This window comes from Shewanella sp. M16, from assembly GCF_018224605.1.
GTDB lineage: Bacteria > Pseudomonadota > Gammaproteobacteria > Enterobacterales > Shewanellaceae > Shewanella > Shewanella oncorhynchi.
Genome location: NZ_JAGTUL010000002.1, coordinates 134,305 through 160,998, shown reverse-complemented (window position 1 = coordinate 160,998; position 26,694 = coordinate 134,305). Strand labels below are relative to the sequence as shown.

At 44.8% G+C, this 26,694-nt stretch carries 23 protein-coding genes; 10 read left to right on the top strand and 13 right to left on the bottom strand.

Annotated elements, in window-relative coordinates; translation table 11 throughout:
* Positions 1–11 precede the first annotated feature (11 nt).
* The gene (locus KFE26_RS02050) at positions 12–1,949 is read left to right on the top strand and encodes a S9 family peptidase (RefSeq protein WP_212599500.1); all 1,938 of its coding nucleotides are present in this window, start codon (positions 12–14) and stop codon (positions 1,947–1,949) included.
* Positions 1,950–2,033: 84 nt separating this feature from the next.
* Here KFE26_RS02050 and nfuA read toward each other — a convergent pair whose 3' ends face one another.
* The 7 genes from nfuA to KFE26_RS02015 all read right to left on the bottom strand — a co-directional run bounded on the left by nfuA (position 2,034) and on the right by KFE26_RS02015 (position 9,250).
* On the bottom strand, positions 2,034–2,612 hold the full coding sequence (gene nfuA, locus KFE26_RS02045; RefSeq protein ID WP_006079591.1) for a Fe-S biogenesis protein NfuA: 579 nt from the start codon (positions 2,610–2,612) through the stop codon (positions 2,034–2,036).
* A 239-nt stretch (positions 2,613–2,851) separates the two neighbouring features.
* On the bottom strand, positions 2,852–4,600 hold the full coding sequence (gene urdA / locus KFE26_RS02040; protein ID WP_212599499.1) for a flavocytochrome c: 1,749 nt from the start codon (positions 4,598–4,600) through the stop codon (positions 2,852–2,854).
* A gap of 92 nt (positions 4,601–4,692) precedes the next feature.
* Complete coding sequence (locus KFE26_RS02035; RefSeq protein WP_212599498.1) at positions 4,693–5,457, bottom strand: outer membrane protein OmpK; 765 nt, start codon at positions 5,455–5,457, stop codon at positions 4,693–4,695.
* Between the two features lie 174 nt (positions 5,458–5,631).
* Complete coding sequence (locus tag KFE26_RS02030; RefSeq protein ID WP_212599497.1) at positions 5,632–6,876, bottom strand: HAMP domain-containing sensor histidine kinase; 1,245 nt, start codon at positions 6,874–6,876, stop codon at positions 5,632–5,634.
* The gene (locus KFE26_RS02025; protein WP_212599496.1) at positions 6,863–7,540 is read right to left on the bottom strand and encodes a response regulator transcription factor; all 678 of its coding nucleotides are present in this window, start codon (positions 7,538–7,540) and stop codon (positions 6,863–6,865) included. Before KFE26_RS02025 ends, KFE26_RS02030 begins: the two co-directional genes overlap by 14 nt.
* A 2-nt stretch (positions 7,541–7,542) precedes the next feature.
* Positions 7,543–8,289, bottom strand: a complete 747-nt coding sequence (locus tag KFE26_RS02020) for a helix-turn-helix transcriptional regulator (RefSeq protein ID WP_212599495.1) — start codon at positions 8,287–8,289, stop codon at positions 7,543–7,545.
* A 178-nt stretch (positions 8,290–8,467) separates the two neighbouring features.
* Complete coding sequence (locus KFE26_RS02015; RefSeq protein WP_212599494.1) at positions 8,468–9,250, bottom strand: ComF family protein; 783 nt, start codon at positions 9,248–9,250, stop codon at positions 8,468–8,470.
* Between the two features lie 32 nt (positions 9,251–9,282).
* Between KFE26_RS02015 and bioH the strand changes: the two genes are divergently transcribed.
* On the top strand, positions 9,283–10,077 hold the full coding sequence (bioH, locus tag KFE26_RS02010) for a pimeloyl-ACP methyl ester esterase BioH (protein WP_212599493.1): 795 nt from the start codon (positions 9,283–9,285) through the stop codon (positions 10,075–10,077).
* Positions 10,078–10,138: 61 nt separating this feature from the next.
* The gene (locus tag KFE26_RS02005) at positions 10,139–10,696 is read left to right on the top strand and encodes a hypothetical protein (RefSeq protein ID WP_173248241.1); all 558 of its coding nucleotides are present in this window, start codon (positions 10,139–10,141) and stop codon (positions 10,694–10,696) included.
* Between the two features lie 99 nt (positions 10,697–10,795).
* On the opposite strand, the gene KFE26_RS02000 is transcribed toward KFE26_RS02005, so the two are convergent.
* The 3 genes from KFE26_RS02000 to greB form a co-directional block, all read right to left on the bottom strand.
* The gene (locus tag KFE26_RS02000; protein ID WP_212599492.1) at positions 10,796–12,760 is read right to left on the bottom strand and encodes an LTA synthase family protein; all 1,965 of its coding nucleotides are present in this window, start codon (positions 12,758–12,760) and stop codon (positions 10,796–10,798) included.
* A 218-nt stretch (positions 12,761–12,978) separates the two neighbouring features.
* Complete coding sequence (locus KFE26_RS01995; RefSeq protein ID WP_212599491.1) at positions 12,979–15,342, bottom strand: Tex family protein; 2,364 nt, start codon at positions 15,340–15,342, stop codon at positions 12,979–12,981.
* A 162-nt stretch (positions 15,343–15,504) separates the two neighbouring features.
* A complete protein-coding gene (gene greB / locus KFE26_RS01990; protein ID WP_105250662.1) occupies positions 15,505–16,008 on the bottom strand; it encodes a transcription elongation factor GreB in 504 nt (167 codons plus the stop codon).
* 394 nt (positions 16,009–16,402) lie between these two features.
* On the opposite strand from greB, the gene ompR reads away from it, so the two are divergent.
* From ompR to KFE26_RS01975, 3 genes are all read left to right on the top strand, one after another.
* Entirely contained in the window at positions 16,403–17,128 is a 726-nt protein-coding gene (gene ompR, locus KFE26_RS01985; RefSeq protein ID WP_006079507.1) for a two-component system response regulator OmpR, read from the top strand.
* 42 nt (positions 17,129–17,170) lie between these two features.
* Complete coding sequence (envZ, locus tag KFE26_RS01980; protein WP_198572426.1) at positions 17,171–18,487, top strand: two-component system sensor histidine kinase EnvZ; 1,317 nt, start codon at positions 17,171–17,173, stop codon at positions 18,485–18,487.
* A 128-nt stretch (positions 18,488–18,615) separates the two neighbouring features.
* Positions 18,616–20,586, top strand: a complete 1,971-nt coding sequence (locus KFE26_RS01975) for a methyl-accepting chemotaxis protein (protein WP_212599490.1) — start codon at positions 18,616–18,618, stop codon at positions 20,584–20,586.
* 37 nt (positions 20,587–20,623) lie between these two features.
* Here KFE26_RS01975 and KFE26_RS01970 read toward each other — a convergent pair whose 3' ends face one another.
* Positions 20,624–21,916: a DUF5666 domain-containing protein gene (locus KFE26_RS01970; protein ID WP_212599489.1), complete on the bottom strand. Its 1,293-nt coding sequence runs from the start codon at positions 21,914–21,916 to the stop codon at positions 20,624–20,626.
* Positions 21,917–22,002: 86 nt separating this feature from the next.
* Between KFE26_RS01970 and KFE26_RS01965 the strand changes: the two genes are divergently transcribed.
* The 3 genes from KFE26_RS01965 (at position 22,003) to KFE26_RS01955 (ending at position 24,452) form a co-directional block, all read left to right on the top strand.
* Positions 22,003–22,671 (top strand): response regulator transcription factor, encoded by a 669-nt coding sequence (locus tag KFE26_RS01965; RefSeq protein WP_131525518.1) that lies wholly within the window; start codon positions 22,003–22,005, stop codon positions 22,669–22,671.
* A complete protein-coding gene (locus KFE26_RS01960) occupies positions 22,643–23,908 on the top strand; it encodes a HAMP domain-containing sensor histidine kinase (protein ID WP_131525517.1) in 1,266 nt (421 codons plus the stop codon). Before KFE26_RS01965 ends, KFE26_RS01960 begins: the two co-directional genes overlap by 29 nt.
* 154 nt (positions 23,909–24,062) lie before the next feature.
* Positions 24,063–24,452, top strand: a complete 390-nt coding sequence (locus KFE26_RS01955; protein WP_113940229.1) for a YgiW/YdeI family stress tolerance OB fold protein — start codon at positions 24,063–24,065, stop codon at positions 24,450–24,452.
* Between the two features lie 71 nt (positions 24,453–24,523).
* Here the strand turns inward: KFE26_RS01955 and KFE26_RS01950 are convergent, their stop codons facing one another.
* Positions 24,524–24,997 (bottom strand): peroxiredoxin, encoded by a 474-nt coding sequence (locus KFE26_RS01950; protein WP_113940228.1) that lies wholly within the window; start codon positions 24,995–24,997, stop codon positions 24,524–24,526.
* Positions 24,998–25,077: 80 nt separating this feature from the next.
* Positions 25,078–26,022 (bottom strand): choice-of-anchor H family protein, encoded by a 945-nt coding sequence (locus KFE26_RS01945; RefSeq protein WP_212599488.1) that lies wholly within the window; start codon positions 26,020–26,022, stop codon positions 25,078–25,080.
* Positions 26,023–26,389: 367 nt separating this feature from the next.
* On the opposite strand from KFE26_RS01945, the gene KFE26_RS01940 reads away from it, so the two are divergent.
* Positions 26,390–26,692 carry a PepSY domain-containing protein gene (locus KFE26_RS01940; RefSeq protein ID WP_105250671.1) on the top strand — a complete coding sequence of 101 codons (303 nt, stop codon included), beginning with the start codon at positions 26,390–26,392 and terminating at the stop codon, positions 26,690–26,692.
* Positions 26,693–26,694: the final 2 nt, after the last annotated feature.

Sequence of the window (26,694 nt, the reverse complement as noted above, 5' to 3'; positions counted from 1 at the left end):
GTGATTCTATAATGAAAAGGATTTTACCGCTGCTTTTCCTGTGGCTATGCAACCATGCCGTTGCCGACACAGCGCCACAATTACCCGTTGAAGCCTTTGCCAGCATCCCAGATGTGAGCTCTGTACAGCTCTCGCCTAACGGCAAAAAACTCGCATCGGTTGTACGGGTCGATCAAGCCAAACTCAAAGATACTGTCGTTAGTATCCAAGATATAGAAACAGGCGAAAAAAGCATTCCGCTGCACACGGATAATCAAAAATTTGTCATCCTGTCTCTGCTGTGGGCAAACGATAATATCTTACTGATCAGTGCTAAGTTTCCGGCTAACCGTTACGGTACACCGACAACCGAAACCCGCCTTGTTAAGTATGATTTGATCACTAAAAAAACCTCGAGTGTCATTCCACGCAGTGTCTTAGATCGTCTCAATTGGATCCCGCAACATCAGGGACAAATTATCGATCTTATGCCAGATGATCCCGACAATATTTTACTGTCATTAGACGGAATGGGCGAAAACGTAGGCGAAGATAGTGTACTGAAAGTCAATTTAGCGCAGGGTAAATCCAGTTACACCCAAAATGCTAAAAAGAAGATCATCAGTTGGATTACTGACAGGCAACACAAGGTCCGTATTTCTATCTATAACGATGATACTGAGTACCGCATTTATGAACAGGCCGAGCAAAAGAGAGATTCACGTTTACTTTGGACCTTTAAAGCCTTCTCAGAGGACAGTGTTTGGCCATTAGGTTTTGATGCTGACCCCAATATTCTTTACGTTCGCGCCTATCACCAAGGTTTCGAAGCCATATTTAAAGTCAATCTGACCGATCCTAAGCTCACAAAAGAGTTGGTCTACGCCAATGAAGATACTGACGTTGAAGGTAATTTACTCTATTCGAAACTGAAGAAAAAAGTGATTGGTATCAGTGAAGGTGACGGCGAAGAATACACCTTTTGGGAAAAAGAATATGTGGGCCTACAAAATGGCCTAAAAGCCGTGTTACCCAACGCACACAACTATATTACTCAGTTCAGTGCCGATGAACGCCGCTACATAGTGTATTCCACAAGCTCGACCGAGCCCGGCACTTACTATTTTGGCGATAGAGACGAAAAAACGCTTTATCCCATCGCTAACCGATACGGCAGACTCAAGAGTGAACTCCTCGCCGATACCCAATATTTAACTTATGAGGCAAGGGATAAGCTCAACATCGATGCTTACCTAACCGTGCCAAAAGGGCTTGAAGCCAAGCAACTGCCGACGATTATTTTCCCCCATGGCGGCCCCATCAGTTACGACAGCAACGACTTCGACTACTGGGCGCAGTTTTTCGCTAATCGTGGTTATGCGGTATTTCGGATGAACTTCAGGGGCTCGGCAGGTTACGGCTATGAGTTTATGAAAGCTGGCCTAAAAAACTGGGGACTCGAAATGCAAAATGACGTCGAAGACGGAACTCGCTACCTAATAGATCAAGGGATTAGCGATCCTAAACGTATTTGTATTGTCGGGGCTAGCTATGGTGGTTATGCGGCCTTAATGGGGGCAGCCATGACTCCCGATCTCTACCGCTGCGCCGTGAGTGTAGCGGGTGTCACAGATGTGGCCTATCTAGTGAAATCGAGCCGAAGATTTACTAACTACAAAGTGGTTAAAGAGCAAATAGGGGATGACTTTGATGCGCTCTATGACCGCTCGCCGATCAGTAAAGCCGATAAAATTAACATCCCAGTATTACTGCTACATGGCGATAAGGACAGAGTGGTGAAGGTTCAACATAGCCGAGAAATGTATGACGAACTCAAATCACTGAAAAAACCAGTAGAGTATATTGAGCTGGAAAATGGCGATCATTACTTGAGCAATAACGACAACAGACTCGCGACATTTAAAGCCTTAGATAAGTTCTTAGCTGATAACCTCAACCCTAAGTTATAACTGAACAGCAGCACTTTAAGCGAATGCAAAATATAAAAAACGCGACTCAGAGGTCGCGTTTTTTATTCAGCTCAACAAACAAGATTAAGCGTAAGAATGCTCACCGTGTTGGTGATCTGTCACGTCACGTACGCCAGTCAACTCACCTGGGAACATGTCTAACAATTGTTTTTCGATACCATCCTTTAGGGTGATATCTACTTGAGAACAACCGTTACATCCACCGCCGAACTGCAGTACGGCTACGCCTTCTTTAGTGATTTCAACCAGCATGATATTACCACCATGGCCAGCTAACTGAGGGTTGATTTCAGATTGGATCACGTATTCGATACGCTCGACTAAAGGTGCATCACCAGACACTTTACGCATTTTTGCGTTAGGTGCTTTAAGCGTGAGTTGTGAACCTAATTGGTCAGTCACAAAATCGATAGTGGCATCTTCAAGGAAAGGTGCACTCTTCTCATCGACCATAGCATTGAAGCCAGTGAACTCGATTTCAATATCATCACTTTCCACTGCATCCGGTGGACAATAAGACACACCACACTCGGCTTGCGAGGTTCCTGGACTGATCACAAATACGCGAATATGAGTGCCTTCAGGTTGATCTGCTAACAACTTAACAAAATGGGCTTGAGCCGCATCGGAAATGGTAATCATGAAAACCTGCTCCGTCAGGGGATACCTGAGTGTTTTAGTAAGAATTAGCAGTATGATACTCCGACTCACCTTCGCTTTGTAGTCCTTTGGATAGCAAGTTTATGGATTTTTGCCATAGCGATCACGATTTATTCATCATAAACAAGCTTTAAACGAATGTGTTGTACGCGAGTGAACTGCATCATTTACAAACAAAAGCGACCCAATTGGGTCGCTTTAAGCCAGACATAAAATACAAACTATTTAGCCGCTTCTTGTCCCGCGATACGACCAAAGACAATGATATCAGTGTAAGCATTACCACCGAGTCGATTGGTTCCATGGGTTAAACCAGTCACTTCACCCGCAGCAAACAAGCCCGGAATCACCTTTCCTTGTTCATCAAGTACACGAGTACGTATATCAACCGCTAGTCCACCCATAGTATGGTGCACAGAAGGTGTCGCCTTTAAAATCCAATAAGGTCCTTTACTTAAATCAACCAATCCTGAGCGATGATTAAAGGCTTCATCCTTTCCTGTTGCGGCATAACGATTAACGTCTTTAATCGTTGATAACAGCTTATCTTCAGGAATATTAAAGACTTTAGCGGCTTCTTCTAAGGTGTCGACCTTATACATTAGCCCGTCTTTTGTGAATTCCTTCAGTTCACCTTGATGCATTTCAACAGTATGGGCAACATCTTCAATAGCTTGGTTCCAGAGCACATAAGTATAACGGCCTGGTTGGGCTAGAATGGCCTGTGAAATCACATCTCGGCGTTCCAATTCTTCAACAAAGCGCTCACCCTTCTGGTTGATTAACACCGCACCAAAGAAGCGAGAGTCTGCAATCAAGGCAATCGCACCCGAGGTTGGGCTACAAATAGGATATGACTGGATATATCCCATATTTTTAGCTGCTGCATGTATTTTTTCTGCCATCACAATACCGTCACCAGTACCACCTGAATGACCAGTGCTGCCATAACGTTCATCTAACTCTGGGTTATATTTTTTACGCATTTCCATGTTAGACGAGAAGCCACCTGTGGCAATCACAACACCGCGTTTTGCATAGTAGGTTACCGTTTTGCCATTATGAATCGCTTCTACACCCACAATTCTGCCCGTTTGATCTTGAATTAACTTTTCAGCCTTAGTATTGGTATGAATTGGTAAGCCTACTTCTTCAGCTTTAATAGAAAACTTGCTGATCACCTCTGCTCCGGTATGACCTTTAGGGATTAGCGCTCGTTTCACGCTGTGTCCACCAAACTGAAATAATTGATCTGGGTAAAATTCTACTTTGACGTAATCCCTTAACCACTCAGCTGCATCAACCGCATTATCGACCATGGTCTTAACCATTTCAGGGTCACCTTTGAAATCGCCGCCTTTTAGCGTGTCGCTAATAAACAGGTCTTTGCTATCGGTAACACCCATATTTTTTTGTACCCAACTACCAGCCACATTCATCTCAGCACCCGAGATCAATGAGTTACCACCAATAATTGGCATTTTTTCAATAATAACGGCGGAGCGGCCTGCGGCCATAGCCTCTAAACCAGCACTGAAACCTGCACCACCCGAGCCAATAATCACCACATCATAGGTATATTCTGCTGGTGTTAATGCTTCATTTTTTTTAGCTGAAGCGACAGCAACTAACGTAACACCTGCGGCTTCAATACTTTTACCCACGGCTTCTTTAAGCGCTTTAGACGTTACGGTTGCGCCTGCAATACCGTCAACCTCGATAGAGTTATTATCAATAATCGCCTGTTTAACATCTTTAAATACGGCACCAGCAAGGACCTTATTTTCCTTTTGCTTTAGTACATCAATCGCCACAATGTGTCCGTCTTTGAATGTGGTTTCGACCTGCACTTCGCCATGCTTGCCTTGAGCGGTTCCCTGGCTTTTTACTATTTGATGGGTAACTTGACAGCCGACAATAATTGCTGTTGCCGTTGCAGCAATACCAATAATGGATTTTTTATAATGCATTACAATTCCCTTATTATTTTTGATGAAAATTAGAACAGCACCAAATTAAATGAGATTCTACTTATCAAAATTTCAACCTATTTGATAAACCGTTAAAACTGATAACCAACAGATATACCGTATTCAATCCCATCATTATATTGCGAACCCCAGCTATCATAATGGGTGATATATAACTTTGAAAATATTGAATCTGTGAGGCTTGTTTGTAATGTTGTAATTATCTGATGGCCATAGCTGTCATATGAAAATAATGCTTGATGCGCTTCATCCCTATCAATTTGTGCTTCATAATTCAAACTTAAACTATGTTTTAACCCTAGCAACTCAAATGGGTACTTTGCATTTAAAACCACGGCATAACCTGACAGATCATTAAACTTCTCTGATGTGGGGGAAAAGCTACCAATGGTATAATTTAAACCGACACCATAGTTTAGTGATAAATTTTGAATTTTTGCATTATGGGTAATACCTAAGTAAAGATTATCTTCAACTAGCGTTTCACTCGCAGAGATAAAGTTCTGAGTCCAGAAGTTGAACTGCGACTCTCCCAGCTTATTTTCAAGTATCAATAATGACTTAATGGTAGTTTTACCATCAAGGTTCTTCTGATTTTCCGCGATTTCAGCAGGGTTTTCGAGCTTAAGATTAGCAAAGTAAGTACCCCAATCAGCAATTCCTAAATGATTCAACTTTACAAAAGGTTGATTAAAAACACCTGGGTTATCATTTTTTGCGTCACTGGTATAAAACTTATAACCTAAATCCACGCTCGTTTTATTCACATCAGCATATACTGAACCACTAAAAATAATTGCACTGACTAAAATAGATGCCACACTTTTTTTACACATAGAGTCCCTCTCAACCATGTATTCTAGGAAGTATTTTAAAATACTTATCGACCAGTAAACTTTATATAATAAAGTTACTACGAATAGCATGATGACTATGTGATCTAAGCCCAACAGCGCTTTTGCATTTTAAAAGTGTGTGGTTTAATGCAGTAAATCTATAGTTCCCATTCTTTAGTTATTAGATATTACCAGCCTAGCAGTAAATAAATTATTTTCAGATGAGCTAGTAAAAGTCCAACCCAGTTGATTCGCGAGACGTTTCACCAGTAAAAGCCCTAAACCAAATCCATGGCGGCCATTACTGTTATAGGAATTGGTTATTTCTACATAATAACCATCTTGAGTAATGCGAATATCCATCCCACCATGCTCAATACTATTCCTTAATAAATTGCTTAATATGATTTTTAGCGGATGAAGCTGAACTGGTAAGCAAGTATCGTCACACAATAATTGAATTTTTTGCTCATAACCATGTACCCGTTGCTGCTCCTCGATAATACTGGCAAGTAAAGGCGATAATGCTACGTTTTCCTTTTCTAGGTTTGAACACTCTTTATTAGTTAACCATAGCAGGGTTTCAATGAGTGACTTCATTTGATTAGTCGCTTGGGAAGCGTACAGAGTTGCCCCCGTAAGCTCACCTTGTTGTAATGCGAGGATTTCAAATGAAGATTGGCATATGGCGACTGGCGTACGTAACTCATGACTAGCAAAACGTAAAAAATTGAGTTCTCGCTGCTGAGCCTCCTGAAGTTGTAAAATCGAGTTATCTAAAGCATCAACAATTGCCTTTAATTCAGCATATTCTTGTTCTGGTAAACTCAGTTTTCCTCCTCCTTCCCAATCATGTTGTTTAATCGCATGACTAATTTGATGAACAGGCGTAATCACTTTACTTTGCATATAAAACGCTAAACTTGCACTGGCACAAAAGGTTATCAAGACAAGCAGCAAGATCGCCGTCATATTTTTAGGGGCAAATTGCAAATCATGGGTAACACTAAACTGCAGCCAAACGTATAGCGGCTGGCCAGTTTGGGTGTAGTACACACTTAACGCGTTAACAATGGGACCTTCTGCATGCTCATAGTGAATTGTGCTCGCATCAGTTAAGACTTCATTGTTACTTAACTCACGAATTTGCAGCGGAATATCTCGCCAATGAGGATAGACGGTTAAGTTATCGGTTTTTAGAAGTGGTTGATGAAGTAATGATTGCTGAGTTGGCTCCGCCAGCTTCAGTAATGCTTCGGCCGCTTGCCCTGCATTGTGCATTGTGACTTCATGCATAGAAATCATACCTGCACACATCATGCAAAGCGGGATAAAACTATTTACACCTAAGGTTATTAATAGAAAAATAACTCCCCACACTTGGTAACTACGCTTGAGGCTAAGTTTAGGCGCTTGCATTGATATCATCTCTAAGGCTTAAACCGACGCCACGAATCGTATGTAATATTTGCCGTTCAAAGGGGCGATCGATCACTCGGCGCAAAAGATGAATATGGCTGCGCAAGCTATCACTATCAGGTGTACTGTCGGGCCAAAGCATTCGCTCAATCTCTTCTCTACTCACCGTTTCTGGACTACGCCTAGCTAATAAAGCCAGGATCTGCCATCCGGTTTTAGACAAAGCCAGCTGTTGCCCTTGCCGATACACCATGTGGTTTGCAAAATCGATTTCTAGGTCGCCAATAGTCAACCTTTGGGGCGCGGGACGACGCTGAGCAACCACCTTCAATCGCGCGACCAGTTCCTCCATTGCAAATGGTTTTATTAAATAATCATCAGCGCCCACAGCAAAACCAGCCAAGCGCTCATTCAAACTGCTACGGGCGGTTAACATGATGATAGGTGAAGTAAAACATTGCGCTTTCCAGCGTTCACACGCTTCAATCCCATCACCATCCGGCAAATTTAGATCGAGAATAATAGCGTCGAACTGCTGCTGACTAATGAGCATATCCGCTTGTGCCAGGTTGAAAGCGTAATCACACTCTATACCACTCAATTCAAGATATTGAATGATGTTGTTAGAAAGAAGTCGATTATCTTCAACCAGTAATATCAACATATTTAGATCAACTCATATTGATGGGCTAAATGGATTAAATTTGCTCTATTTGTAGCCCCAAATTTCTTACGCATGGATTCCAGATGATATTCAACTCCTCTGACACTTATCGGGAGCTGAGTTGAAATTTCGTCGTTTTGAAGACCGTTTGCGACCATAAGTAGGATATCTCTCGCATTATCTTTAAGCAGAGAGCTTTGTAGAAATGGATTGAACAATTGTTTATTACATTCAAAAAGCTTGTTTTGAGCTTCTTTTAAAGTGTCTGCCAATCCCTCTAACACCACCTCCGAAGCACTAAGATGGCTAAGTAGTATAAACCGGCCTGCCCAATGACGATTAGAGTGGCATGAGATGGGCCAGCTCAAAACACTTTGAATATTATGCTTACTAAACAATAGGCTGGTCTTATCATTTTTTTCACTCGTGAATCTATACATATAAGATTTTGAAGTATCCAATGAAAAACCAAAATTGAAATCATGGGAGGCTATCTGATTTAAATAAAAACGCTGTAATTCAGCCATAACAGGGGAAGAAACTATGCTGGCGATAGGTTTTCTTAGTGCCGTAGGAGAGAACAGATTGGTATCTTTTGGAAAGTGATAATTTTCATACGCACAATGTGGAACTCCTTGAAACCAGAAACCACAAAAACCATGTAGCTTCAAAGAGTAGTTTATCGCCTGAATAACGTCCTTCAGCGTTGATGCCGTATCTGCATTTGATCGCGCCAGTTTAGCGTCCATAAATACCCTCCAAACGAAATAATATAGGAAGGTATCTCAATACAAAAAATAAACAAAACCCATTGATACAGATACTTACATCTTGTCGCAAAATTAAAACTTATTCATTTTTACTCAGTATTTTTGACATAATTTTGACATACACAAAGATATAATGGAGCAATGCTTTTAACCGTTTTTAAATATTATCCAACAAGCCTGGTGCCTCTGCCCTTGCCAAACACCATACTTGAACATGCACATAACGCGCTTCGAATAAGCGAGCAATTTCAGAGACTGTAGTGCCAGTGGTAACCACATCATCCACCAATGCAATACGCTGGAACGCAAAATCATCCGCTAACATAAAGGCATCATGTAAGTTGCGTCGTCGCTGTGCACCCGAAAGCCCCGCCTGCGATCGAGTGTCTTGTTGGCGCGTTAACCCTTCGCTCACTAACGGCAGTTGCAAGAGCTGTGATAACTCATGGGCAATTAACCACGCCTGATTAAATCCACGTTGTTGTAAGCGTTTTGGATGCAATGGGACTGGCACTATCGCTTGAGGCAGCGAGATTAATCCTTGCTGTTCTAATACCTTAAGTCGTGCCACTAAGGCGCGACACAGCACGGGCAAAGCGGCAAGTTGACCTTGATATTTAATCGCACCAACCCAAGCCCCCAAACCTTGATGATAACTACAAGGTGCAATGACTTTACGTGGCTGGCGCTTTTGGCATTCACCGCAATAATCGACTTCTATTTGCATCGACTTACCGCAACCTAAGCAAATAGGCCCATGATATAAGCCAGATTGAAGACAAACGGCGCAAATGCCAGTCTCGGGAAGTGATATGGATTGGTGGCACAGCAGGCAACGGTTAGGTAAACTGCCCGCCAACCACCTTGTACCGAGTTGATAGCCTAAACGCATTATCCGCAAAGCAGATTGCGGCCAAATCCTTTTGACAAAGTGCGGCATACATTCACCTAATCCATTTTTGAGGCACTCAAGTGAGCCAAGTGACATCCACAAACCAAGCAAATTTGCATATTGAAATCAGCGGCCAAGGGCCAGATCTGGTGATGCTTCACGGTTGGGGAGTGAATAGCGCTGTGTTTACGCCATTACATGAGTCACTGTCTCAGTATAGGGTGCACTATGTAGACTTGCCGGGCTTCGGCCATAGCCAAATGGTTGAAGGTGGCCTATCAACCTGGGTAGATACCTTGGTCGCTGCATTGCCTGAACACGCTATTTGGGCCGGCTGGTCACTCGGTGGGCTCGTTGCGACTCAGGCAGCGTTAAGTTATCCACAAAAAATCAAAGGCTTGATTACTATTGCCTCATCCCCTTGCTTTATGGCAAGGGAGGACGAAGCATGGCCGGGCATTCCGCCACAAGTCCTCAATCAATTTAGAGAACAACTCGGCCAAAATTTACCTAAAACTATAGAGAGATTTCTGGCGATTCAAGCCATGGGTAGCGAAACCGCCAAAGAAGACATCAAACAACTGCGCGATCTTGTCCTCGCACGCCCTTTACCCAATGCCAGAGCCTTAACTCAAGGCCTAAATATGCTGACCGACGTCGACTTAAGGCAGCAACTGATAGAGTTGCAACAACCTTGGCTAAGGATCTGGGGCCGACTCGACGGGCTAGTACCCAAACGCGTACCACCTAAAATGCCCATCACAGCTCAAAGTGAGGATGTGATGCTCGCCAAAGCCTCTCACGCGCCCTTTATTTCCCATCAGCAGGAGTTTTTGCAGGTATTTATGCCTTGGTTAACGTTACAGACTCGTTAACGCTTTATCTTTGAGCGATTAATGACTAGTATTTAACCATTAATGTGCCAAGGAATTTCCCATGTTAGTTGTCAGTAACTACCCCCAAGTCCCGCTAGCGACCAGTAATGTCGCGACGGACTCGGCTCGGGTCGACAACCAACTGAAACCTGTGGTCATCCCACCACAAGCGGCAACTAAAGGTCACGAAGAACGCGCCTTTAATCCACAGAATGAACGCACTGCGGATCAAGCTCAACAACAGGCGAAAACGCTCGAGCATAATCAGCAACAAGTTCAAGAAAAACAGCAGCAACAGCAATCCTCACAGCAACAGAACCAACAACAGCAAGAGAAAAAAGCGCCCCTTGTAGTGGCCGAGCGTGTTTTACCTAAAACGCTAAAAATTGCTGCAAGAGGCCAAGCGGCGCTGCAACGTAAGGATATACGCTTAAAGGTCAGTCAAGGTGCGGCAAATTATGCCAGCAGTAACGCCAAAGCGAATACCAGCAGTACGGCAAGGCAATCGCTTCAAGGCGAATCGAGTCAATTTTATCAACAACTTGGGCAACGCATTAGTCAGTTCTATCAACAACAGACTCAGCCAGAGCAAGAATCTATTATGTCGACGTGGATTTAACCTATTCCAATCGTATGAATCCGTTTGCGCACAAAATTAACCTGAATGATAAACAAAAATGCCGCTAAAAATAGCGGCATTTTCCATTCTGTTTAACGCTTATTTAGGCAAACGATACAGCTCTTGCTGGTAGGCCAAACTGCCCCACAATGCCCAACTTAAGGCTTTCTTCTCTAGCGCTGCAGCGGCTGGCGCATAAGGCGTTAACTGCTCAGTTTTTTCATTGTATTCGAAACCTTGAGCCGCTTTTTCTGGCTGCAGGATCACTACATCTTTACCTTCCATCAGGGCAAAGTTTTTATCGTATTGCATTAACGCGCGTCCAGGCCAATCATCGCTGACTTGGGTCAAATCTCGGCCCAGCATAGGATAAGAGTCTGAAATACCAATCAATGATAACAGTGTTGGCGGTAAATCAATCTGGCTCACAATACGATGATCGCGTTTTGGTGCAACATTATCCCCAAGAATTAATCCCGGAATACGAAAACGTGACACTGGCACCAGATCCGCGCCACCCACTCGACTGTCATGGTCGGCAACCACGATAAAAATCGTGTCTTTCCAATAGTCTGCGTTTTTCGCCAATTTGAAAAACTCACCAACCGCATAGTCGGCATATTTCGCCGCATTATTGCGAGTTTGCTTAGGTTGTTCATAAAGTTCGATACGATCATCTGGGAATTCAAATGGATCATGGTTACTCGAACTAAACACCAAACTAAAGAAAGGCTTACCTTCACTATGCAGACGCTCAAACTCACTGTTGGCCTTGCGCATTAAATCTTCGTCTGACGCGCCCCACGAACCCACGAAGGCCGGAGATTTGTAATCTTTCTGATCTATAATGTCACTAAAGCCGTTGCCCAAGAAGAAGCTACGCATATTGTCGAAATGGCTCTCACCACCATAAATAAACTGCGTGGTATATCCATGATTTTTAAGTAATTCAGCAATACTGAAAAAGCCAACTTGGCTCTTACCTAGCTTCACCACAGCGCGAGCTGGCGTTGGCGTAAAACCTGTTGTCACGGCTTCGATTCCGCGTACAGATCGTGTACCAGTAGCGTACAAGTTATCGAAATACCAACCTTCTTTAGACAAGGCATCGATATTCGGTGTCAGGGGTAACCCACCTAAACTGCCGACAAAACGGGCGCCTAAGCTCTCTTGCAGTAGGATCACTAAGTTCTTTGGTTTACCAGTATAACTGGCTTGGTTAAAGCTCAGTGATGGGATATCCGTTGAAGTAAAGGCACTTTCAGGGCGACCACTTTCCTGCCGAATCGTTGCAATAACCTCCGCGTTATCTAGCTTGCCATACACTTTAGAAGCATCTTCTTCACTATCCATCTGCTTGATGGCAAACACCAAGGAATAGGCAGAGTTAATCACTAAAGAGTTCACTAATGGATCGTCAGCAAAGGCCACCAGAGCGGGGTTAAGCGGACGATGACCCAAGGTTGAACGGGCACCTAATATCGTAATTGCGATAACGATTAATGCTAATACTGGACGCCAATACCAGCGTGGAAAGCGCAGGTTTTTCGTCAGCTTACCGCTGAGAACCCAACCGCCCCAGAGTGTACCTATGGTTAATAATATTGAGAAAATAAGCTCAAGCTTACGACCCGCCCACAGCATAGAAAGCACTTCTTTCGGGTAGATCAGATATTCCACATACAAACGATTCGGACGAAAACCGTATTCTTCAATAAAGGCGGGGGTCGATGCTTCTAAAAACAGTATGATCCACAGACCGACAGTTAACCACACCCGTAAAATCGGCTGCCATAGACGGCCAATAAAATGATCACCTGAAAATAATGCGGTTCCTAAGGCAGCAATACCCCATAACCAGCACAGGGTAGCGATATCGACGCGTAAACCTTGGATTAAGAGATGCGACCAACCATCAACAGCGGCCACGCGATCGGCTTGCCACAGCCCTAAAGCGATACGGCTCGCGGTGGCAATGAAAAGCACTAATAACGAAAAGATAAAGATGGCGCGGAAAGGCCCATGGGCATTGTTTCGCCCGCGAGGTGATAAACCAGATTGCATGTGTTACCCCAAAACGTGTAAAAAGAGCCACTCTGCTTTGGAGTGTCAATTTGAAAAATCGGTGAATAAGCTGTGCTATGACAACCGATTTTGCTTAACGTTGCATTAAATGCCGACTTTATATTCCCTAAGACGGCATTTATGCAACAATTTTGTGAGTAACAGGTTAAAAAGTCGACTCGGACATGACGTATGTCCGAGTATTAACATTACAGCGTCTACTTTTTCAGCTTAGCGAAGGCATCGGCAAAGGCATTGCCCATGGCCGCGTTTGCTGGCGCTTTAGGTGTTTGCTTCTGCGCAGGACGCGCAGCCGGTTTCGCTGACTGCGGTGTTTTACCATGATTAGTTCTGGCAGGATTGTGTGGTCTTTGCTGTGGCTTGCTCTGGTCGATAGCTTCATCCAAACGCATGCTCAAACCGATACGGCGGCGCTCAACGTCAACTTCCATCACTTTGACTTTCACCACATCTCCCGCTTTCACCACAGTGTGCGGGTCGCTGATGAACTTGTCGGTTAGAGAAGAGATATGCACGAGTCCATCTTGATGTACGCCAATATCGACGAAGGCACCAAAATTAGTCACGTTGGTCACTACGCCTTCGAGTACCATTTCGGGTTTCAGATGCTTAAGTTCTTCAACACCATCTTTAAACTTAGCGGTTTTGAACTCACCGCGGGGATCGCGTCCTGGCTTATCCAGTTCGGCTAAAATATCTGTGACCGTCGGCAAACCAAATTCCGCCGTAATAAACTCTTCTGCCTTGATGCTGCGCAGCAAATCAGAGTTACCCATCAGGCTCGCCAACTCTACTTGCTTAGTTTTAGCGATAGTTTCCACTAGTGAATAAGCCTCTGGATGCACAGACGAGGCATCGAGTGGATTGTCCCCTTCTCGAATACGCAAAAAGCCCGCTGCTTGCTCGTAGGCTTTAGGCCCTAAACGCGGTACTTTCAGCAACTCTTTACGATTCTTAAACTGACCATTGGCATCGCGATAATCGACCACGTTTTTCGCTAACGTCTTATTTAAACCAGCCACTTGTGACAATAACGGCACTGAGGCCATGTTGAGATCTACACCCACGCCGTTTACACAGTCTTCAACCACAGCTTCCAGCGAACCCGATAATTGGCTTTGACTCACGTCGTGTTGGTATTGACCGACACCGATAGACTTAGGCTCAATCTTCACCAATTCGGCTAATGGATCTTGCAAGCGGCGGGCGATAGACACAGCGCCACGAATCGACACATCAAGATCAGGAAACTCCAACGCCGCCAATTCCGATGCAGAATACACAGACGCACCCGCCTCACTGACCATCACTTTGGTCAAATGTGGATGGGTATCTTTCACTTCGGCAATCAGCTCAGCAGCCAGTTTGTCAGTTTCCCTTGATGCAGTGCCGTTACCAATCGCAATCAGCTCAACCTTATGCATTTTGACTAAGTTAGCCAAAGTACGGATCGACTTTTCCCACAGATTTTGCGGTGCGTGTGGGAAAATAGTCGCATGGCACAACAACTTACCTGTGTTATCGACCACAGCGACTTTAACACCGGTACGTAAACCAGGATCGAGTCCCATGGTGGCTTTCGCGCCCGCAGGAGCGGCCATCAATAAATCACCTAGATTACGGGCGAAAACTTTAATCGCTTCGGCTTCAGCGCGTTCGCGCATTTGCGAAATAAACTCAGTTTCCATCTGCAGGGCAATCTTAATACGCCATGTCGCCGTCACCACGGTTTTCAACCATTGATCAACGCTGCTATCGCCTAATTTCAGCCCTAAATGATCACAGATAATCACTTCGCAGTAACTACCTTGGCCCGCTTCAGCGGCTGGATCGGCATTCATAGATAAGGTTAAGAAACCTTCATTACGCCCACGCAGCATAGCCAGTGCACGGTGTGATGGGATCTTAGCTAACTGTTCTGTATGCTCAAAATAATCGCGGAACTTCGCGCCGTCTTTCTCTTTGCCAGCAATTAAACGGCTTTCTAACACACTGTTTTGGCTTAAATGCTCACGCACTTTACGCAGTAATTCAGCATCTTCGGCGTAGCGCTCCATCAGGATATAACGCGCGCCCTCGAGCACAGCTTTAACATCTGCAAAACCCGCTTCGCTATTGATATAGCCTGCCGCGGTGGTCTCGACATCTACGCTACGATCAGCCAGTAAGGCCTCGGCTAATGGCTCAAGCCCAGCCTCGATAGCGATTTGGCCCTTAGTACGACGCTTAGGTTTGAAGGGCAGGTATAAATCTTCGAGGCGTGTCTTACTGTCTGCCTCGTCAATCGCCCATTGTAATTCTGGCGTTAACTTACCCTGAGCTTGGATGCTAGACAGGATCACTTGGCGTCTGTCGTTCAGCTCACGCAGGTAACCTAAACGCGTGTACAAGGTACGCAGTTGTGTATCGTCTAAACCGCCCGTTGCTTCTTTACGGTAGCGGGCAACGAAGGGAACTGTCGCACCATCGTCAAGCAGAGTGATGGTTGCGGCAACTTGTTGCTCACGAACATTCAGTTCTTGAGCGATAATCTGAGCGATGTTATGTGCATTAGTTTGCATAAATAAAGTGTCGTGCCTAACTGTAAAGTAAGTCGTTATTGCGCCAAAGATACCACAGGCGCCCCGTATGTTTCATGCTAAAGCCTAGGTCAAATCAGAGAGTTTGATCTTTCCCGCAATCCCGTGACTACCGCCGCTATTTTAACAGCGGCAACTCTGTGGTTAATTCGCCTCGCTGGCGAGAGTAGTTTCAAAAGGGGTATAACGGATCTGATTGATATACCACTCTTTTGGACCCGAGGGCGTTTGCACTAGCACCTCATCATCCACTTGCTTGCCGATTAAGGCACGCGCCATGGGCGAGTCGATGGTGATATAGCCTAATTTTGTATCGAGCTCATCTTTACCGACGATCCGATAACGCACGCGATCACCGGCTTCATTTTCAAGCTCAAACCAAGCGCCAAAGAATATTTTGCCTTCCTGCTGCGGCGAGTAATCGACGATTTTTAATTCTTCTAACCGCTTAACTAAGTATCTGACTCGGCCATCAATTTGTCTTAACAAACGCTTGTTGTAGGTGTAGTCCGCGTTCTCACTACGGTCGCCCTGCGCCGCCGCTTCTTGGACTTTAAGGGTGATTTGCGGCCGATATTCTTTCCACAAATACTTCAATTCTTTATCTAAAGTTTGCCACCCCTGACGGGTGATCAAATGCGCTTTCATACTCATTACTCAATCGTTGGATTAAACGACCACAATTGATGCGGGATAATATATTAGACTGATGATACTCAGACTGGACGCTAAAGTTAACTCACTAAATCATCTCTGTGCATAATGGCTTTTAAATCACCTCTTTTGCTGATGCCAATTTAGTTACAATTTCAGCTATAGCGTGAATAAACGCGAGTATTCCCATGCAATTTCATTTGCTTAGTATTAACATTGGGCAATCAATGTCAGCATTTATCGCATTCAAGTTACTAAGGTGAGCTAGTCGCCTTGGTTGAATGCGGCTATATTAGGCAGATTCGTTTTCAATTTCAGCCAGTTGGTTAATCTTAACTGTTTCTCATCAGTAGAATAAGCACCAATCTGAGCAATTAAAGGACATCCCATGGGACAAGAAACCTCGAAAATCCTCGTCGTCGATGATGATATGCGCCTGCGAGCGTTACTCGAGCGTTACCTGATGGAGCAAGGTTATCAGGTGCGCAGCGCGGCCAATGCCGAGCAGATGGACCGCCTATTAGAACGCGAAAACTTCCATTTACTCGTGCTCGACTTGATGTTGCCCGGTGAAGATGGCCTGTCTATCTGTCGTAGGCTGCGCCAGCAAGGTAACCCCATTCCGATCGTGATGCTGACGGCCAAGGGCGATGAAGTCGACCGCATTATTGGTTTAGAGTTGGGCGCTGACGATTATCTGCCAAAACCTTTCAATCCACGGGAATTACTTGCGCGGATCAAAGCCGTGATGCGTCGCCAAACCCAAGATGTGCCCGGTGCGCCCGCTCAGCAGGAAGCACAGATCAGCTTCGGTGAGTTTTCGTTAGATTTAGCCACCCGTGAGATGTACCACGGCGACGAATCGATTGCGCTCACCAGCGGTGAGTTTGCCGTGCTTAAAGTGCTCGTCACCCATCCACGCGAACCCTTGTCTCGGGATAAGTTGATGAACCTCGCCCGTGGCCGCGATTATTCGGCGCTAGAACGCTCCATCGACGTGCAAGTGTCACGTCTGCGCCGCTTAATCGAAAAAGATCCCGCGAATCCTCGCTACATTCAAACGGTTTGGGGTTTAGGTTATGTGTTTGTACCCGATGGTGCCGCGCGTCGATGAGCCGCGCTGCCATCTTAATCTCCTGCGGTTATTGAGCCCACGATGAAAGCTAAGTTTTGGTGGCGGTTTGTTCCTCGCAGCGCATTTAGTCAAACCGTGATGCTGATTGGTTGCCTATTACTGATCAATCAGCTGGTGTCTTACGTCACGGTCGCCGTCTATGTACTTAAGCCAAGTTACCAACAAATCAATCAGTTAATCGCTCGCCAAGTCAAATTACTGTTTGTCGACGGCATAGATATTGGCCGCGAACACTTAACCATAGTCGATGCCCTTAATGCCAAAGTCCACGACGATGGCATGAAAATCTACAATCAACAGCAAGCGCATGAAGCGGGTATTGAGCAAGCCACTTACTATGGTTTCTGGTCATCGCAGATGTCGGAATATCTTGGCGGCGATGCTGAAGTCCGCGTCACCCATGGCAGCGTATTACAGATTTGGATCCGTCCACCACAGGCGCCCTCTATTTGGATAAAAGTGCCACTTATCGGCCAAAATGTTTCAGATCTTTCGCCACTCACCCTTTATTTAATGGTGATTGGCGCACTCAGTGTCGCTGGGGGATGGTGGTTTGCTCGCCAGCAAAACCGCCCACTTAGGCGACTACAAAAAGCCGCGATTTCAGTCTCCCGCGGTGAATTTCCCGACCCCTTGCCGCTAAAAGGTTCGAGTGAAATTGTCGAAGTTACCAATGCTTTCAACCAGATGGCACACAGCATGAAGCAACTGGAGCAGGATAGAGCGCTATTGATGGCGGGGATCTCCCACGACTTGCGCACGCCGCTCACCCGTATTCGCCTCGCCTCTGAGATGATGGTAGAGGAAGATCAATATCTTAAAGATGGCATAGTCAATGATATCGAAGATATGGACGCCATCATCAGCCAATTTATTGCTTACATTCGCCAAGATCAGGAAACCAGCCGTGAGCTAGGCCAAATCAATAAACTCATTCAAGATATCGCTCAAGCAGAAGCCAATCGCGCTGGTGAAATCGAAGTAGTGTTAACTGACTGCCCAGAAGCTCAATTTCAAGCGATTGCCATTAAACGGGTACTGAGTAATTTAGTCGAAAATGCCTTTCGCTATGGTTCTGGCTGGATCCGCATTAGCTCGCAGTTCGATGGCAAGCGTATCGGTTTTAGCGTTGAAGATAACGGTCCTGGGATCGATGAGTCGCAAATTACCAAATTATTTCAACCATTTACACAAGGTGATATCGCCCGTGGTAGTGTTGGTTCGGGCCTAGGACTCGCCATTATCAAACGGATTATTGATAGACACCAAGGGCAAATTACCCTCTCCAACCGCGCCGAAGGCGGTTTAAAAGCCCAAGTGTGGCTGCCGCTGGAATAACGCGAGATCACATATTTGCAAATCAAATGACAACGCTGACATCCAAGTGGGCGCTTGTCATATTAATGTCACGCTAAATTCATAAACTCAGCACAGTTACTGGCTCTGACCATTATGAAGATTGCAAAATGAAAATTTCAACGCTGTCGCTTTCTGCTTCTGCCCTGTTGTTATTGCTCGCGGGATTGCTAGCAGCCGTAGTGCTGTGGAGCAGTGATCAGCGGCAACAAATTGAGCAGCAAACACTGACATTACAAGCTATTCAGCAGGATTTTCTCGTCGGTGTACGCCGCGATCTCGATGGCTATTTAGCCAGTGGCAACGCTAGCCAACTTGAACAAGCGAAAACCAAACTCAGCGCCATTAAGAACCAGCTCACGCAGCTTAACCTCGCAGCCATGGGCGCTACCGACAATGACTTGCAAGCCAGCCTAAGCAACTTCATTCAAGATTTAGATACCAAGTACCGCGCCGCGGGTAAACTCGCTGGCAACCCTAGGCAACTGCTCGCCCACGCCGAATCTGAAATGCTCGACTATAACCGTCGTCTGGGCAGTTATGCCGATAAAGGCTTAGCCACAAATGCGGCGGTCGCCGAACAATATCTGCAATTGAGCCGCGATTTACCTTCTATCGTCTACCAACTTTCCCAGCTGACCGATGGCTATCTGATCGGCAAAAATCAGCAACTCAAGGGCATTTTAGACAGCACCAGCAAAGAGCTTAATACGTGGCACGACGCCCTCAGCGCACTGCCGTTAATCGGCGTATATGAGCAGCAAGAAGCCGATGAATTTGCCCTCGGTGCCAGCGAACCGGAACAAATTGAAATAGGCGAGAGTGACCGCAGTGAACTGCTCAGTCTCGCCAATCGATACAACAAAGAAGTCGCCAATACCCACCAATTGCTGCAAACCAACCAAGAGATGCAAGATCAACTCATTCATGCTATTAGTAATGTGGAACAACAGCTTATTGGCTTAGGTGAGGCTCAGGCGGCAAAGAATCAGCAGCTGAAATATGAGTTACAGCTGATCCTCTACACTATGGTTTCTATCATGGCCTTGTTTGCCATAGGTTATTTAATCCTGCAGCAAAATCGCGTCGTCAAACCGCTAAAACGTCTCAACCAAGCTTTTATGAAATTAAGCGAATCGAACAGCCGCGAGCGTTTAGACATTAATCGTCGCTGCGAGACGGGCCAAATCGCAGGTCATTTCAACCAGTTACTGCACAGGTTTGAACAGGAAGACGAGGCACAGCGCCAGCAAATCACTAGGGTTTCTCAATCATTAAGCCAACTGGTGGCGCGCATTACTCAGCTATCACAACACACAGAGCACACCCAAACGATTGTGGCCGATACGCAAACACAGACCGAGCATATCCGCAGCCTCGCCAATGAGGTGAGCCACACTTCGGCACTTGTGGAAGACAGCGCCGCCGAAACCATGCGCCAAATGCAGTCGAGTCAAGCACAAGCCGAGGCGGTATTGAGCGCGACCGAGCAAACACAAACCGCGGTCGGTCTGTGCCATTCGTCCCTTGAAAGCCTAAATAACTCAGTGACGGATGTATCGAAAATCATTGATGTGATTGGCAATATTGCCGAGCAAACTAACTTACTCGCCCTTAATGCTGCCATCGAAGCTGCGCGGGCTGGCGAGCAAGGTCGCGGCTTTGCCGTGGTGGCCGATGAAGTGCGTAATTTAAGCCAACGCACCCAAGTGTCTTTGAATGAGATCGTGAAAATTCTGCAACAACTTACCCAATCAAATCATGCCCTCAGTGAGAGTGTCGATGGCATAGCACAGGCCACCAGCAGCCAGAAACTGCGTGCTCAGAGCCTGTGGCAAGTGGCGCAAACAGTGCAAAACCAAGCAAGTGAAATGGCTAATACCGCCAAACAAGGCTCACTCAATGCCAAAGAGCAAGTCGATTATCTCGATGAATTTGTTCGCACTATGGATAGTTTAAAAGAACAAGCGCAAACCAGTTCACAGCAGAGTGAGGTCATCGCCCAAGAAGTACAGCAGAGTGTAGAAGATATTGAAACCAGCTTGGGGATTGGGCAAAGCCAAATAAACCGTGCGGCCTAAAACCGCACGTTTATTCACTTAATTTCTCTATTTGTGTTTAATCGTCGATTCGGCAATTATGGATATTAGAGCCATCGAACTGACATTCGACATCAACCCATTTGCCTTCAAATGGCGTTAATGAAGCATCAGTCGCTTGATAGCCCCACAAGGTCTTTTGCATCACTAAACCCGACAAATCAAGTTCATTGCTTCGCACTTCAAGATCAACTTCTTTCACTAACCACTGGTTGTCTGCGAGTTCAACACCTTCTATTTGAATCCATTTTTGGTCAAGTGTCGCTAAAGTTAAACCGTCATCGAATTGAGTTCTGGCATCAATATCAAATGTAAATCCATTAATTTGTAGCTGATTATTGGTAGTCAGTGTCGCCAGACCTTCTAGCTCGAACTTTTTACCTAAGGTTGGAGGTATTCCACCATTATCATGTGATGTTTCAAATTCAACTTCTCTGGCCCATAAACCCTGCGGCATAGATTGAATATCTACATCGACTAGCTTGCCTTCAACCAAGTTAGCTTGCTTGCCATCTTCAAATTGAGTATTTGTAGTGACATAGAGTCGAGTACGGGCATTAAGCTCAAACTGCGTTTTATCTTGGTTGACCCAAGTAATAGTCCCTTCTAGCTCCATATCGTTAAAAGACGCCGTATCTTCCACTTCGACTTCAGAGGCCAAAAATGAAGCACCACTTTGCTGGCCTTCCACTTCAACCCATGCGCCTTCCTGTAAGCTGCCTTCTAAACGTGCGTTGACATAATCAATCACTGCCGAACCGATATTGAATTGTTGCGTGGCCTTGTTTAATCCAGAGACACGTCCCTCAATTTCAGCAAACGCAAAATTGGGGATAAGGTTTATAGAATTAACCTGCCATTCTCCCATTACCGTTGGATAACCATTTACCGCAACCCAATCGCCTACTTTATACTGAGTCGCGTCCGCTGGTTTAACGATTAAATTAATCCCATTAACGGCAATAGTATTTTGATTAACGGAACTGATTTCACCCACAAGGCTTGGATCTAATATGACATTTTTAGCCTGTTGGCCTTCATTATCAATTTTGACCCTCATCCCCATTTGAATGGCATTAACCTCTAACGGCTGTTGTCCATAGTGAATCTTAGCATTAGCGATATTTACGCTATATCCGTTGACAGTAATCGAATTATTGTCAGAAGCAATATTTGTTACTGTACCGTTGATTTTTGCGGGTAACGTAGGTTGTGGAACGATAGGATCGGGTTTAGAGGTATCTGTTGATGAATCATTACCACCGCAACCTGCCAGCAAAATGGCCGTAATACAGACTAAGAGTTTATTCATTTTCTTCCCTATTATGTCTTGTTAAATCAGTGCTGGGCATCTTAGTATGAAGATCGTCAAGCAAATGTGAAGAAATGAATTAACCTATGAAAGTATTAATTGTTGATGATAATCATGATGTTATTGAAACAATCATGGATTATTTAACCCTAGAGGGGATTATTGCCGACTGTGCATATCACGGGGAAAGTGCAATCAATTTAATTCAACAAAACCATTACGATGTCATCATAATGGATATTATGATGCCAAAATTAGACGGTATTAATACGGTCAAAAAACTGCGTGAAGAAATTTATTGTAATACACCGATTATATTTTTAACCGCCAAAGATAGTCTGCAGGATAAAATTGATTCTTTTACATCAGGTGGGGATGATTTTTTAAATAAACCTTTCGCGATGGAAGAATTATGCTTACGACTACATTCACTGCATAATCGTGGCCCACGTTTAGATGTGGGTATTTTGCGCTTCAGTGATATCAGTTTAAATTTGCAAACCCATCAAGTTACCCGTGCTGGTAAAGAAATTAAGCTCAGTAAAATTCAGCGCACCATTCTTTCACTGTTACTAAAACATGCGCCCGCTATCGTGAGTAAAGAGCAATTGGTAGATACCGTATGGGGAGATGATGCTCCTTCGAGTGATTCACTTCGCAGCCACATATACAGCTTACGCAGTGCACTCGATAAAGGTTTTTCAGACTCAAAATTAGAGACTATCCATGGCCAAGGTTACCGACTTATCCCCTGAGCATTTTCCGAGTTTATATAAAAAAATACGCCTCACTTTTTTAGTATTAACTAGCTTGATGTTTGCCATTTTTTGGAGCCTCATTTATATCGCCGAAGAACAAATTGAGAAGATTAGCCTCGAGCAAACGCTGGCCACAGAGACTCGCGAATATCTAAAGAATTATCAAAGGTTTGGTGATAAAGCACAGCTCCCCGATATCAATGAATTGAAAACATATTGGAGCAAAGAGTTTGTACCAGCTTGGCTGCAACCTTATCAAAATACCGGATTTTACGAACATCAACTGGGTGACGAAGATAAACACTTTTTGATATCCGCTCATCCTTCTGGGCAAGGGCTGTTGTATGTGGTTTATAAGGATGACGCGGACGATTTCCTTGATAGCTATGAAGATAGAATGCACATTTTGATCTCTATTATGGGGATAGGTTTGCTCCTGTTTATCATGGCGTATGGATTGTATTTTGTACGTCTGCTATCCAGTCCACTCGCTGAGATTGAAAATAAAATCAATCAACTATCACCAAAAAGACCGACATCAACACCGAGTACTTCATACCGTGAAACCCGCCAGATTGAGCAAACCCTATTAAGCAACAAAGCTAAAATTGCCGCCTACTTCACTCGGGAACAAGAATTTAGCCGTTTTGCCTCCCATGAACTACGCACGCCCATTATGGTGATCCAAGGTTCGGTAGAATTGCTCAAAAAAATCCCCAATGCGACAACCGAGGCTCAACAATTAATGGTCAAAAAAGCCATTACACGTATTGATTACGCAGGGCATCAAATGAAAACGCTCACCGAGGCCTTTTTACTTCTCGGAAAAGAAGACATTGAATCCCAGCACTACAGCCAAATTGATTTAGCACCACGCCTTGAACACATTTTAGCTGAAATGGCGCAGCATTTTGCCAAGCAAGAAATCACCTACAGCTTAACGCTTAAAGATTGCTTGAGCATCAAGGCGCCACTGAGCTTTATTGACATAGTGATAGGTAATTTAATTAAAAATGCTTTCAATTACAGTGCCGGAAACATTGAAATTACGATGCAAAGCAACCAATTATGGATACTGAATCCACTAAGCACTCAAAGTACTGATACATCAGGCTATGGCTGCGGATTAATTATTATTGAACGTATTTGCGAGCGAATGGGCTGGGCATTTTCAACCCAAAACGATGGTGCTAGCTATCAGGCTTATGTTCAGTTTATAGATAATGCCCATTAACCGAAGTTAGCTTGGATAAATGACCTCGTTTTAGCAAATTCTGAGTTGCAAACCCAATCTTCACAACCGCTTCACGCTTGTCTTGGCACTATGCTCGCAACACTGTAATAGCCATTGAGGCTGAGTTACATAAAACCATAGAAAGGACAAACAGATGAATAAAATGACTCTTACCGTTTTCGCAATGGCACTTTCATTCACGACTATGGCCAGCCAAGCAGGCTTTCAACCTACAACGGGTGAACCTCAAATACAGGGTGGCTTCCAAGGGCCGAGCGCAAGACAAGTGATTCATGATGTGGTGAGCGCGCTCAATGCCAGTGATGACGCCCAAATTGAGTTAACGGGCCATATCATTTCTTCCATTGGACACGATGATTATATTTTCCGTGACGCTACGGGTGATATTAAGGTCGAAATTGATGATGATTTATGGCGCGGCAACACAGTAACACCTGAGACTCAGGTCATTATTCGTGGTGAAGTGGATAAAGATTGGTCTGAAGTGACCATAGATGCAGACAACATTCAAATCGTACAATAAATGGATTTAGTTAAAGCCAGCCAATGAATGGCTGGCTTTGGTCACATCCAAACTTCATGTCTTAAATACGCTTAGATAGCAGCCAAAACAACTTCAGCTTTACTGGCTTCAAAAGCCTTTGGCTCTTCTACATTCAGTAGAGTCACTACACCGTTATCGATGATCATGGCGTAACGTTGTGAACGCACGCCACCAAAACCGGCAGTATCCATCTCTAAACCTAAGGCTTTAGTAAAGCTGGCATCGCCATCGGCTAACATCATTAATTCAGAGGCATTTTGTGCTTCGCCCCACGCTTTCATCACAAAGGCATCGTTCACAGCAACACAGGCAATCAAATCCACGCCTTTCGCTTTAAATTGATCGGCTAATACCACATAGCCAGGTAAATGCGCTTCAGAACACGTTGGAGTAAAAGCACCTGGCACTGCAAACAATACGACTTTTTTACCCGCGAACAATTCGGTAACTTGGTGATTCACCATGCCATCTTTAGTCAGTTGACCTAATGTGGCAGCAGGTAATGTTTGACCTTGAGCAATCATGTCTTTCTCCATTTAGTTAAAATAACTCATCCATACTAGCCCTATTTACCGCAGATAAACACCGAGAGAAATAAGGGCGATTAGGCTCGAGTTCGATTCAACCGCAGCCCCGCACACAAACTAAGACATAACAAACCTAATACTGAGAAGGCGCCGCCACTTTCCTCAACAACGATAATGTCGGGCTCTCTGTCTCGATCGCTACTCTCCAATGGCAGCGCATACAAACTATCGGTCTCATCGGCGCTAATGGTCGCAACAATATCGCTGTAACCCACTTCATACACATCAATCAACACATCATAGTGATCCGTCGCATAACCCGTGTAGAGCGTGGTCAACACTTCGTAATCGTCCTGTGTCGAATCGCCGTAAATGGTAAATACGTCTGTGGTGTAGTAATGCACCCAAGGGCCACCATCACGACTGAGATAAAGCTCGGCAAATAAATCAGCTCTTTCATTAAGATATGAACCATTGACATCAACGTCGAAGGTCACGCTAAACGTTTGATAAAACCCATCGTAGTCAAAGTCTTCAAACAAACGACTGCTGGCATCAAAAATCGAAAAGCTGTGATACACAGGTGCGCGGTAGGGATCTTCACTGGTCGCACTCGAACTCGGAATCCCTTGGCTCGCATGTTTCGCTGTTACTTGCTCACGCGTCATCGGCGAGGCGCCCATAAGTTGCACTCGGTTTACCGTCGGCGCTTTGGATGATAAGGCTGGCGCCAAGGATTTCACGGCCGCAGCGGCGACTTCAGTGACATTTTTTGCGGGCGCGGCTTGTTGTAACAAAGCTAAAGCTTGTTGTTCCTGCTCAGCAGCTTGCTCGCTATTTTCTGCTTTTTTGGCAATACCAACGCTGGCTGCAGTAAATGGCGTTAAGCTTTGCGATGACTCCAGTTCGCGGGGCTGAGCGCTAGCGGCAGGGGACGCTAAAAACAGCGCAGCAATAGCCGTTGCCATAAACAGCTTAATATTAACTGTGGCTGCCATATCTTGCTTATTGAGTGTGTTCATCTTGAATATCCTATGGATAACCCGTTCAAATTGGAGCTATTAAAGTGCAATGAAGGTGAACATAAGCTGAACATCAACGCTCACTGTTCTCAGCCAGAAGATACGTTCAGCCCGAGTTCATCTGGAATGGGTAACACTCACAAAACTTAAACGATACAAGCGCGAGCATAGAGATAGACTCGCCAACAGAACTTCAGTTCTGTCACGAATAACAAAATAACTGTCAGAGTTAATTTTGAAGGAATTGTGCCAACCAATTGGCTGATCTCTATGTGTTTGTTAAGGTGATGAGGTATTCTTAGTCGACTCGATAAGTTATCCATCTCACTCATTAACTTAAGATCGCTGAACATTGCGGGTACCCGATATGAAACTTGGTTTGACCTTGGCCCTAATCACTTGCTTATCAGCCTCCTTTGGTTGCATAGCAGGTAATGATAGACATGATGATCGCAATCAGCCTCGTAACCAAGGTGCGAAGAATGAACAGCGCCGTCTGGCGGTCAATAGCCCTGATCAAGCGGTGGCAATGGCGCAACGACAATTTCAAGGCAAAGTATTGAGCGTACAATCCAGCGGATCGGGATATCGTATTAAAATCCTCAATAATGATGGCCAAGTATTTTCTGTTTCAGTAGATGCCGCAACGGGCCGAGTCTCGAGGAACTAACG